Raw genomic sequence first — 10,932 nt, 5'->3', positions numbered from 1 at the left:
TGTTGTCCTTGATGAGGTCGCAGCCCAGCCCCGCCTTGCCCGCCAGCGCGAAGGCGCTGCCGGTCACCGCGCACATGGTGTCGAACGGTCCGAACAGCAGCTTGTCGAGATTCGGCAGGCCGAACGATCCGGTGCCGGTGGAGCCGCTGGTGACCAGCCCGCCGGTGGAACCGCTGCTCTGCACCGAGCCGGAGCCGGTGACCTCGGATTCCATCGGATCGTCGGCCACGTCGGTGGCCGGGACGAACGGTTCCAGGGGAACGGCGGAGGCGGTGGCCGGTGCGGCGGTGAGGATGGCGGCGGTCGCCAGGAATGTGGTTACGGCGCAACGATTCACAAGTGCGGTCTTTCTGATCGAGCTGGTTCGGGGGCCCCGACCTCCCCCGTGTTCGGATGAAGTCTACGAAGATCGAGTGGGCCGCGCCACAAATTCGAAGTGATGTTGTTTCAACCACAGTTTATTCGTCGGGACCCCGTGAACAGCGGGCTAGCCCGATGTGTGCCGCCGCTCGAACCGCTCAGCGCAGCGGATCAGCACATCTGCCGGATCCGCGGGCGGGGACTGCTTGCGCCAGATAGCGCGGAACTTGCGGGTCAGCACCGCGTCGGTGAGCGGGATCTCGACCAGTGCCCCGCTGCGCAGGTCGGCGTCGGCGATGAGGCGGCTCAGCACCGCCGGTGCCATACCGGTGCGGGCGGTGGCGAGGATGGCCGCCGCGGAGCCGAGTTCGGCGGCGGGCTGCGCCGGTTCGGTCTGTGCGCCGAGAATCTCCCAGAGAGTGTCGCGGGTGCCGGAGCCCGGTTCGCGCCACAGCAGGGCGGTGCGCGCCAGCTCCCCGGCCGTCACCGGCGTCCGCCGCCGGGCCCACGGATGCGCACTGCCGACCACCACGACCAGATCGTCGGCCCCCAGCACGTGGCTGCCGAGTTCGGCCGGGGGATGGGGGCCCTCGACGAAGCCGAGATCGGCCTGCCCGTCGCGCACCCACGCCTCCACCTGCCGCGAATTGCCCACCTCCAGGGCCACCGCCACCTCCGGCCGCGCCTCCCGCAGGGCCGTGAGCCAGTGCGACATCCGATGGTCGGCAATGGTTTTCGACGCCGCGATGCGCAACCTCGGCCGGTCGGCGGCGCGCAGGGCGGCGACGCCCTCGGCGAAGGTGTGCGCCGCCGCCAAGATCGGCCGCGCGTAGTCCACCACCGTCCGCCCCGGCTCGGTGAGTGCGGAGCCGGTGGGGCCGCGATCGAGCAGCCGCAGCCGCAGCCGTCGTTCCAGCGCCGAGATGCGCATGCTCGCGGCGGGCTGGGTGATTCCGTGTCGTCGGGCCGCCGCGCCCAGGCTGCCCAGTTCGCCGACCGAGGCAAGCAGGTCCAGCACCTCGAGGTCGGGCATTCCCGGCGGCAGACTCATAAGCATTGATTATGGGGTGCTCCCGATTCGGTGGCTACCGGAATGCACGTGCCGGACGCAGGCTCGAGGGGCGACATTTCCCGGGCCGCCTCAGCACCTATGGAGACACCATGACCTATGTCATCGGCGCGGACTGCGTCGACGTCCTGGACCGCGCCTGCGTCGAAGAATGCCCCGTCAACTGCATCTACGTCGGCGACCGCATGGCCTACATCCAGCCCGACGAATGCGTGGACTGCTCGGCCTGCGAACCCGCCTGCCCGGTGGAGGCCATCTACTACGAGGACGATGTGCCGGCGGGGCAGGAGGAGTTCGTCACCGAGAACGCGCGCTTCTTCAGCGAGACCCTGCCGGGACGCGAAGAACCGCTCGGCGTTCCGGGCGGGCCCCTGAAATTCGGCGAGGCGGTGGGCGTGGATACGCCCTTCGTCGCGCGATTCCAGCGCTGAGACAGTGAAAACCCCGGCCCCCCTCATGATCGGGCCGGGGTTTCCGCGATCGGCGGGTGGCTACCGCACCGGTGTGACGACGGGGTCGTCGAGATCGCGCGTGCGTCCCAGCACCGAGTGGTGGCGGCTGTAGCTGAAGTAGATGACGGTGCCCAGCACCATCCAGACCACGAAACGCAGCCAGGTCTCGATGGAGAGGTTGACCATCAGCCACAGGCAGGCCAGCGCCGCCACGATGGGCAGCACCGGGACGAACGGGACGCGGAAGCCGCGCGGCAGGTCCGGTCGAGTGCGGCGCAGGATGGGCACGCCGATGGAGACCATGACGAAGGCGACCAGCGTGCCGATGTTCACCATTTCCTCGAGGGTGCCGAAGTCCACGAAACCCGCGAGCAGCGCGCAGACCACGCCGACGATGACGGTCAGCCGCACGGGCGTGCCCTTGGAGCCGGTGTGCGCGAGACCTCGGGGGAGCAGCCCGTCGCGCGCCATGGCGAACAGCACCCGGGTCTGTCCCAGGAACATGACCATGACCACGGTGGACAGGCCCGCCAGCGCGCCGATGGCGATGATGTTCTTCACCCACGTCGCGCCGTGGATGGCGAAAGCCGTTGCCAGGGTGGCGTTCTCGCCCTGGAGCTGGGTGTAGGACACCATACCGGTGAGCACCAGCGAGACGGCCACGTAGAGCACGGTCACAATGGCGAGCGAACCGAACAGGCCGCGCGGCATATCGCGCTGCGGGTTGCGGGTCTCCTCGGCGGTGGTGGCGACCACGTCGAAGCCGACGAAGGCGAAGAACACCAGGCTGGCCGCAGACAGCAGCCCGAACCAGCCGAAACTGGTGCCGCCGGAACCGGTCAGGAAGGCGAACAGCGACTGCCGCAGCCCCTCGGCCTTCTCCGACTCCTGCGCGGGCGGAATGTAGGGCGACAGGTTCGACGCCTTGAAATAGGTCGCGCCGACCACCAGCACCAGCGCGATCACCCCGAGCTTGATGGCCACCGCGATGGCCGACACCCGCGAGGACAGTTTGGTGCCGGTGGCCAGCAGCACGCCGACGGCGGCGATGATGGTGACCGCGCCCCAGTCGAAGTGGATCGAACCGATGGTGAGGATGGGCGCGTCGGTACCGAGCACCGCGCCCAGGTACTGCGACCACCCCTTGGCCACCACCGAGACCGCGAGCGCGAACTCCAGGATCAGATCCCAGCCGATGATCCACGCGATGAGCTCACCGAAGGTGGCGTAGGCGTAGGTGTACGCACTGCCCGCCACCGGCACCGTGGAGGCGAACTCGGCATAGCACAGCGCCGTGAGCCCGCAGGCGATGGCCGCGAAGACGAAGGCCAGCGAGACCGACGGTCCCGCGACGTGTCCCGCGGTGCGGGCGGTGAGGGTGAAGATGCCCGCGCCGATGACCACCGCCACACCGAAGATGGTGAGGTCGCGGGCCGTCAGGTCCTTGCGTAGCTTGGCATCCGGATCATCGGTATCCCGAATCGACTGTTCGACGGATTTGGTGCGGAGTAATCCGCTCGCGATCGCCACTGTTGTCTCCTCTCTGAAACTCCCCGCGGCGCTGTCAGATCGCGCGCGGGATGGCGTCGAGTCGCCGCTCGGCGAATCGGTTGGCGGCGGCGCCGGAACCGATGCCCTCGGTCCGCGCCGCGGCGAGAATGTCGCGGCAGCGGTCGAAGATGCGGGTCACATCGGCTTCGACGGCGGCCGCGTCGGCCCGGCGCAGTTCACCCTCCACCTGGATGAGTCCGCCCGCGTTGGCCACGAAGTCGGGAACCCAGGTGATGCCGCGCTCGCCGAGCGCGTCCTCCACCGCGGGTGTCGCCAGCTGGTTGTTGGCCGCGCCGCAGACCAGCTTGGCCTCGATATCGGCCACGCTCGCGGCGGTGAGCGTGCCGCCCAGCGCGCAGGGCGCGTACACGTCCACGGGCGCGGTGGCCACCGAACTCAGCAGCCGCACCGCCGGGTGCGCCTGCGAAACCTGCTGTAGCGCTGCCTCGTTCACATCGGTGACGCAGACCTCCGCACCGTCTTCGAGCAGCAGGGCGATGAGTTCGCGGCCGACCTTGCCGACGCCCTCGACCCCCACTGTGCGGCCCGCGAGAGTGGGTTGGCCCCAGACGGATTCGGCACCGGCGCGCATGGAGTGGAAGACGCCCAGGGCGGTGAGCCGGGCACTGTCGCCGGAACCGCCCGCGGCCTTGCTGCGGCCGGTCACGTGGCCGGTGTGCTTGCCGATGATGTCGAGATCGTCGGTGTTGGTGCCGACGTCACCGGCCGTGATGTAGCGGCCGCCGAGGGTTTCCACGAACCGCGCGTAGGCGGCCAGCAGCGCCTCGGTCTTGTGCACAGCCGGATCGCCGATGATGACGGCCTTGCCGCCGCCCAGATTCACGCCCGCTGCCGCCGCCTTGTAGGTCATGCCCCAGGACAGCCGCAGCACATCCTCGAGTGCCGCCGCCTCGCTGGCGTAGGGGTAGTAGCGGGTGCCGCCGAGTGCGGGCCCGAGCGCGGTCGAGTGGATGGCGATGATCGCCTTCAGTCCGGTCCGGTCGTCCTCGCAGAACACGACCTGTTCGTGGCTTCGGGCGCTCACTTCGTGGGAGCGGGCGAAAACCCCTGCGTCGGTGTGCATCGCGGTCACAATGGTTCCTTTCTGGCTGCCGCCGGGGTGCGGCGGCGGTGGTTACCGCCGGGGTGTGGCGGTGTCGGGTGCCGCGGGTTCGCGGCGGGTGCCCGTGCGTCACGAATAACTCTCGGGCACAAGGGATGTGGTTGCAGGCAGGCACGGCGGTATGACGTGCGGGTGTGACGGTGTCAGCGTCGGTTCAGAACTCGATGCCGAGTTCGCGCAGTGCGGAGCGGTAGCGCTCGACGTTGCCGAGCTTGATGTCCTCGTAGCCGCGCACCACATCGGGCAGGGCGGCGGCCTCGGCGGCGGTGTCGTAGGTGTCGGTGCTCAGCTCGACGGCGAGGCGGCGCACCATGGCGGTGTAGTGGGACAGCAGCTCCCGCTCCACCTTGCGCACGTGGGCGTAGCCGAACGGGTCCAGCCTGGTGCCGCGCAGCGCCTTGCCCTTGGCGAGCACCTTCAGCGCCACATGCGATTTCGGGCCGAGACCGATCTTCTTCTTGCGGCCGAGGGCGCGCAGCACCGGCGGATGCAGCTTGTAGGTGAGGTTCGCGCCGCCGGGCACCTGCGCCCGGACGTCGGCGAGGAAGTCCGGATCCACCAGTAGCCGGGCGACCTCGTACTCGTCCTTGTAGGCGGTGAACTTGTGCAGTCCGCGCGCCACGGCCGCGCTGAAGTCGGTGCGCTCGGTGACGGTGCGCTCGGCGTCCCACACGAACTGCACCGTCTCGACGTAGTTCCGGGCCACCTTGGCGTTCTGGTAGCCCACCAGTTCGGCGGCGCGCAGTTCCACCAGTCGGCGCACCTCGCCGTCGAAGGTGGTGTCGGCCAACAGGTTCGCGGGTACGGCGGGTCGCTCGCGGCGCTTCCGGGCGGGCTCGACCGCGGCCTGGAAGGCGGCCGGATCGGCGACCGCGACCCGCCCCCACCGGAAGGCGGCGATATTGGCGGCCACCGCGACACCGTTGATGCCGATGGCCTCCTCGATGGCGGCGGCGGGCAGGCGCAGACCGCCGGTCTGGAAGGCCGCGCCGACCATCAGGAAGTTGGCCGCGGCGGTATTGCCGAACAGCTGCTGTGCCGCCGCCAGGTGGTCGAACTGCCGCAGCGAATTCGACACCGACGCCAGGCGTTCCAGCAGCGAGTCGGTGGCCGGGTAGCCGACCGACTTGTCGTACACCATGTCACCGGTGGGGGTCTGGCTGGTGGAGGCGACCGCCACGGTGGTCGCCGGATCGCCGTACTGGAGGTTCTTGGGGTCGGCGGCGGTGAGCAGGTCGATGGCCACGACGCAGTCCGCGCTGCCCGGAGTGAGTCGGTTGGATGGCTCCAATTCCGTTGCGGAGAACCGCAGATGGGAGATGACCGGTCCGGCCTTCTGGCTCAGCCCGATCTGGTCGAGGCTTTCCACCTCGTATCCGGCGCGCAGCGCGGCGGTGGCCAGCACCTGGTTGACCGTGACGATGCCGGTGCCGCCGATACCGGCGATGAGCACATTCTGGGTGCGCCGTGGCGCGCCCAGCCCCGGATCGGGCGCCGTCGGGGGTTCGAGCTGCTTGTCCCGCTTGCGGTTCTGCTTGTCCTCCGGCGTCAGCTCGACGGTGACGAACGACGGGCAGTCGCCGTCCAGGCAGCTGTAGTCGGTATTGCAGGAGGTCTGGTCGATACGGGTCTTGCGGCCGAATTCGGTCTCCACCGGCTGCACCGACAGGCAGTTCGACTTGACCCCGCAGTCGCCGCAGCCCTCGCACACGGCCTCGTTGATGACCACGCGGGTGTTGCGCACGGGCAGCTTGCCGCGTTTGCGCTGGCGGCGGGCGTCGGCGGCGCAGTGCTGGTCGTAGATCAGCACGGTGACGCCCTTGATCTCGCGCAGCATCCGCTGGGCCTCGTCGAGCCGGTCGCGATGCCACAGCAGGGTGCCCTTGGCGAGGGCTTTCCGGTTGTGCCGCTTGGGTTCGTCGGCGCAGATGATGATCTGCTTGACGCCCTCGACGGCGAGTTTGTGGGTGAGCTGCGCGACGGTGAGCCCGCCCTCGACGTCCTGTGCGCCGGTCATGGCGACGACTTCGTTCCACAGCAGCTTGTAGGTGATGTTCACGCCCGCGGCCACACACGCCTGCACGGCGAGCTGCCCGGAGTGGAAGAAGGTGCCGTCGCCGATGTTCTGGAACAGGTGCGGCACATCGGTGAAGGGGGCCTGCCCGATCCACTGGCTGCCCTCGCCGCCCATCTGGGTCAGCCCGGTCACCGCGCTGTCGTCGCGGCCGGACATGGTCACCAGGGTGTGGCAGCCGATGCCGCCGCCGCCGATGGAGCCCTCGGGCAGGGCGGTGGAGCGATTGTGCGGGCAGCCGGAGCAGAAGTACGGGGTGCGCTTGGCGGACAGCACCTCCAGCGACAGCGGCGGCGGCGCGGCCTTCTTCAACTCCACGTGGTCGCGCAGCACCCGGCGCAGTGGGCCGAGCAGGCGACCCGGGGTGAGTTCGCCGTCGAAGGGCATGAGCAGCGCCCCGCGCTCGTCGTGCTTGCCGAGCACACGCGGGGCATCGGTTGTGTCGTAGAGGATTTCGCGGATCTGGGTTTCGATGAAGGCGGTCTTGTCCTCGACCACGATGAGCTGGTCGAGACCGCGGGCGAACTCGGTGATCCGCGTCGCGCCGAGGGGATAGGGCATGCCGATGCGCAGCAGCCGGATGCCCGCGTGGTGCAGGGCCGCGTCGTCGACGCCGAGATCGAGCAGCGCCTGCCGCACGGCATCGAAAGTGGTTCCGGTGGCGGCGATTCCGACCTTGGCGTCGGTGGGGTTCACCTCGATGACATCGAGGTCGTTGACCGCGCCGAAGGTGCGCACCAGCTCCCAGCGCGGACCGTACAGGTCGGCCTCGGCCAGCACACTGTCGGTCGGCGCCGCCATGGGCCGCTGCCGGTAGACGAAAGGCCGCCCCTCCCAGGTGATCTCGGGCACCGTCAACGGCCGGTCCGCGACCGAGGCATCGACGGTCCACGCGCCGTCCGCCACATCGGCGACGATCTTCATGGCCACCACGCAGCCCGAGGCGCGCGAGAGCGCCACGCCCTGCATGCCCATGGTGATGATCTCCTCCGCGTTGCGCGGGAACAGCACCGGAATCCCCATGGCCGCCAGCGAACGTTCGCTCACCGCGGGCACCGTGGACGATTTCGAGGCCGGATCGTCGCCGACCAGCAGCAGCACCCCGCCGCGCGGATTGACGCCGTACATATTGGCGTGCCGCAGCGCGTCGGTGGCGCGGTCCACACCGGGCCCCTTGCCGTACCAGACGCCGACCACGGCGTCGTGGGTCGGCGTTCCCGCGGGCAGATCGGCCTGGCTGCCCCACACCGAGGTGGCCGCGAGTTCCTCGTTCAGGCCCGGCACGAAGGTGATGTCGTGTTCGGCCAGCACGTTCGGCATGCCGAGCAGCATCTTGTCCACGCCGCCCAGCGGGCTGCCCTGATAGCCGGAGACGAAGGTCGCCACCCGACGGCCCGCGCGGATATCACGCACATGCTGTTCGACCAGCAGCCGGGCGATGGCCTGGACACCGGTGAGCAGGACCGGTCCGGCCCCGGAGCGATACCGGTCGGCGAGGTCGTACGGCGCGGTCGGCTCGGCCTGCGGTAGCGAGGACGGGCAGGCAACGCTGGTCATGAACTCTTCACCACACTTTCCACAACCCAGATCGTGAGCTGCGAACGAAGGGACTAGCGATCGGTGCAGCGAAATCTGCCGTGAAGGTGTGATCTGTGTCAACAGTCGGGCAAAACGTTGATCAGATTGCTCAAAAGTGATCTAGGGCACTCGGGGCCGCGCGTCATTTTGCTCGAGTGCGGGTGTCGCCGGTCACATTACTGTCGACCGGTCAGGTACTCCACGAGCGGCAGGGCCCGGTAGGGGATCGGCGTCGCCAGCGCGAGCATGGTCTCGGTGTGCTTCACGCCGGGAATCGCGTGCACCCGCTGGATGATCTCCAGCAGATCCTGCTGCGTCTCCGCGGCGATGCGCACCAGCAGATCCGACCGGCCGGTGGTCGCGTGCACCTCCAAGACGTGCGGGAACTCCCGCAGCGCCGCCACGATCGCATCCATCTTGTTCTGATCGAGTTCGATGCCCAGCAGTGCGTGTACCGCGAAGCCGATGGCCTGCAGGTCGATACTGGGCGGGTAACCGACCACGACGCCCGCGGCCTCCAGCCGCTTCATCCGCGCCTGCACGGTATTGCGCGCGATGCCCAGCCGCTGCGCCAGTTCGAGAATCGGCGCACGCGGGTCGGACGCCAGCTCCGCCAGCAGCGCGGAGTCCAATGCGTCGATCTTGATGGTCATGCCGCATTGTGGCACAGCGTTTCCGGTGTGCCCCGAACGCCGGAGGTGGTCATTCCCAGCGGTGCCCGATGATCGTCACGTCGTCGAGCCGGACCACCGGATCGCCGAGATTGTCCTTGCCGGTCAGGGTGATGGTGCCGGTGAAGACGTCCCCCTGTCGGACGGCGTCGCCGCCCGTGCCCACCACCTGTGCGCGGGATCCGTTGATGGTGTAGTACTCCTCCGGTGCGCCGGACACGAAGGCCAGCGTCCATACCGCCGCGTCGGAGTACACGAGACCGTAGACGCGCGCCTGCTCGCCGACGCGCCCGCGGTGATCGCGCAGCATGCCCTTGACGTCGACCTCGGCCGGAGACTCCGGTTCCGCCGTGGTGGGAGACGCGGGGGATACCGCGGTCCCGGCGGCGCCGAACAGCGGCGCGACTGCCAGGACGGTGGTGGCAACAGCATTCCTACCGAACATCTTTCGCATCCGTCCTCATGGATTTCCCGTCCCCTGGGGATTCCCACGATCATGGTGGGCGAAAACCCCGATGGCGCACTGCGGCCGGAAACACATTCGGGCCGGATATGCGAGAAGCCCGGTCCGCGATGGACCGGGCTTCCGCTCGGGGTGACCGACGGGACTCGAACCCGCGACAGCCAGGATCACAACCTGGTGCTCTACCAACTGAACTACGGTCACCATCGCCGGTAACTTCCGGCGCGGTAGATCGTAGCGCGAACCGGCGTCGAGTTCCTAATCGGCTGATGAGGGGGTGTTTCCGGGGTGGGATTCGGTGCCGGTCAAGTCGGCGGCCACGGCGGCGATCTCCGCGGTGGAGGGGCCGGGGGCGGGGACGAACGCGGTGCGGCGGTAGTACTCGAGCTCGCGAATGGATTCGCGGATATCGGCCAGGGCGCGGTGGGCGAGGCCCTTCTCCGGCTGGCCGAAGTAGATGCGGGGGTACCAGCGGCGGGCCAGTTCCTTGATGGAGCTGACATCGATCATGCGGTAGTGCAGGTGCGCGTCCAGGGTGGGCATGTCGCGGGCGATGAAGCCGCGGTCGGTGGCGATGGAATTGCCCGCCAGCGGCACGGTGCGCGGGGTGGGCACGTACTGCTTGATGTAGTCGAGGATCTGCTGTTCGGCCTCGGCGACGGTGACGGTGGAGCGGCGGACCTCCTCGGTCAGCCCGGAGCGGGCGTGCATATCGGTCACCACCGGCGGCATGGCGGCCAGCGCGGCATCGTCGGCGTGGATCACGATGTCCACGCCGTCGCCGAGGATATTGAGGTCACTGTCGGTCACGAGCGCGGCCACCTCGATCAGCTTGTCGCTGTCGAGCCGTAGGCCCGTCATCTCGCAGTCGATCCACACCAGGTACTTGTCGCTCACCGGAGACACAGTAGCCGTTCGGTCCTGGTCCGCCGGGCGCACCCGGATGGCGTTGCCCCAGCGTGTTCGGCGTGGCGTCGGATGATGCGGGTCGCCATCGATCCGGCGCGACAGCGTGGGACCGTACCGCGCGGGCGCGCCGGGGTGTGCGGTGGAGTACCGGGCGGGGTGTGTCGGGGGCGCGGTGGAGTGCCGGGCGGGGTGTGTCGGGGGCGCGGTGGAGTGCCGGGCGGGCGCGCTGGAGGCGCGGCGCATGGCCGAGTTGGCGTGTCGGAGGGCCCGGTGCGGCGGCCCCGGCGGCTGGCCGTCGCGGTGGTGCCGGTCTTTCGGCCGCGTCGGGGCGGGTTGGCGGACCGACCGCGCGTTATCGTTGCCAGCAGATCCGCGCGTTATCAGGCGGTCGGTTTGTTGTTCGGCGGTGCGTTCGGCAGAGCAGGCAGTGGCAGATCAACGGAGGACGGCGCGATGACCACCCCGCAGGAAAAGGCAGCGGCGGCCCGTAAGGCCGCGGAGGAAGCGGCGCGCGTCGCGGCGGAGGCGGCCGCCGCGGCCGAGGCCGCCGAGCGGGAAGCGGCCGAACAGGAAGTGGCGGAGAAGGAAACCGCGGAGAGGAAAGCCGCGCGGAAGGAAGCCGCGGCCGTGAATGACGCGGCGGTACCGGACGCGGCGGTACAGGACGCGGCGGGATCGTCCG

At 69.2% G+C, this 10,932-nt stretch carries 10 protein-coding genes and 1 tRNA gene; 2 read left to right on the top strand and 9 right to left on the bottom strand.

The window, feature by feature from the left end; translation table 11 throughout:
- Together QK444_RS23245 and QK444_RS23240 are read right to left on the bottom strand one after the other, a co-directional pair.
- A partial coding sequence (locus tag QK444_RS23245) for a hypothetical protein (RefSeq protein WP_282783637.1) occupies nucleotides 1–337 on the bottom strand: 337 nt, incomplete at its 3' end.
- A 150-nt stretch (nucleotides 338–487) separates the two neighbouring features.
- Entirely contained in the window at nucleotides 488–1,411 is a 924-nt protein-coding gene (locus QK444_RS23240; protein ID WP_282783635.1) for a LysR family transcriptional regulator, read from the bottom strand.
- A gap of 110 nt (nucleotides 1,412–1,521) precedes the next feature.
- Here QK444_RS23240 and fdxA point away from each other — a divergent pair, with 110 nt between their 5' ends.
- Nucleotides 1,522–1,860 (top strand): ferredoxin, encoded by a 339-nt coding sequence (fdxA, locus tag QK444_RS23235; protein ID WP_282783633.1) that lies wholly within the window; start codon nucleotides 1,522–1,524, stop codon nucleotides 1,858–1,860.
- Nucleotides 1,861–1,920: 60 nt separating this feature from the next.
- On the opposite strand, the gene QK444_RS23230 is transcribed toward fdxA, so the two are convergent.
- The 7 genes from QK444_RS23230 to orn all read right to left on the bottom strand — a co-directional run bounded on the left by QK444_RS23230 (nucleotide 1,921) and on the right by orn (nucleotide 10,238).
- Nucleotides 1,921–3,411 (bottom strand): amino acid permease, encoded by a 1,491-nt coding sequence (locus QK444_RS23230; RefSeq protein ID WP_282783631.1) that lies wholly within the window; start codon nucleotides 3,409–3,411, stop codon nucleotides 1,921–1,923.
- Nucleotides 3,412–3,445: 34 nt separating this feature from the next.
- Complete coding sequence (locus QK444_RS23225; RefSeq protein WP_282783639.1) at nucleotides 3,446–4,516, bottom strand: Glu/Leu/Phe/Val dehydrogenase dimerization domain-containing protein; 1,071 nt, start codon at nucleotides 4,514–4,516, stop codon at nucleotides 3,446–3,448.
- Nucleotides 4,517–4,709: 193 nt separating this feature from the next.
- The gene (locus QK444_RS23220) at nucleotides 4,710–8,186 is read right to left on the bottom strand and encodes an indolepyruvate ferredoxin oxidoreductase family protein (RefSeq protein ID WP_282783629.1); all 3,477 of its coding nucleotides are present in this window, start codon (nucleotides 8,184–8,186) and stop codon (nucleotides 4,710–4,712) included.
- 197 nt (nucleotides 8,187–8,383) lie between these two features.
- Nucleotides 8,384–8,860: an Lrp/AsnC family transcriptional regulator gene (locus QK444_RS23215; protein WP_029926833.1), complete on the bottom strand. Its 477-nt coding sequence runs from the start codon at nucleotides 8,858–8,860 to the stop codon at nucleotides 8,384–8,386.
- Nucleotides 8,861–8,909: 49 nt separating this feature from the next.
- Nucleotides 8,910–9,323 carry a hypothetical protein gene (locus tag QK444_RS23210; protein ID WP_039810996.1) on the bottom strand — a complete coding sequence of 138 codons (414 nt, stop codon included), beginning with the start codon at nucleotides 9,321–9,323 and terminating at the stop codon, nucleotides 8,910–8,912.
- A gap of 149 nt (nucleotides 9,324–9,472) precedes the next feature.
- Nucleotides 9,473–9,545: transfer RNA gene (locus QK444_RS23205), tRNA-His, on the bottom strand.
- Between the two features lie 54 nt (nucleotides 9,546–9,599).
- Nucleotides 9,600–10,238, bottom strand: a complete 639-nt coding sequence (gene orn / locus QK444_RS23200) for an oligoribonuclease (protein ID WP_282783626.1) — start codon at nucleotides 10,236–10,238, stop codon at nucleotides 9,600–9,602.
- Nucleotides 10,239–10,703: 465 nt separating this feature from the next.
- Between orn and QK444_RS23195 the strand changes: the two genes are divergently transcribed.
- Nucleotides 10,704–10,932, top strand: a 229-nt coding sequence (locus tag QK444_RS23195) for a hypothetical protein (protein WP_282783625.1), incomplete at its 3' end; no start/stop codon positions are given.

The organism is Nocardia sp. CC201C (genome assembly GCF_030010695.1).
Classification (GTDB): Bacteria; Actinomycetota; Actinomycetes; order Mycobacteriales; family Mycobacteriaceae; genus Nocardia; species Nocardia otitidiscaviarum.
The sequence above is the reverse complement of the archived record's forward strand: the minus strand, read 5'-3'. Positions and strand labels throughout refer to the sequence as shown.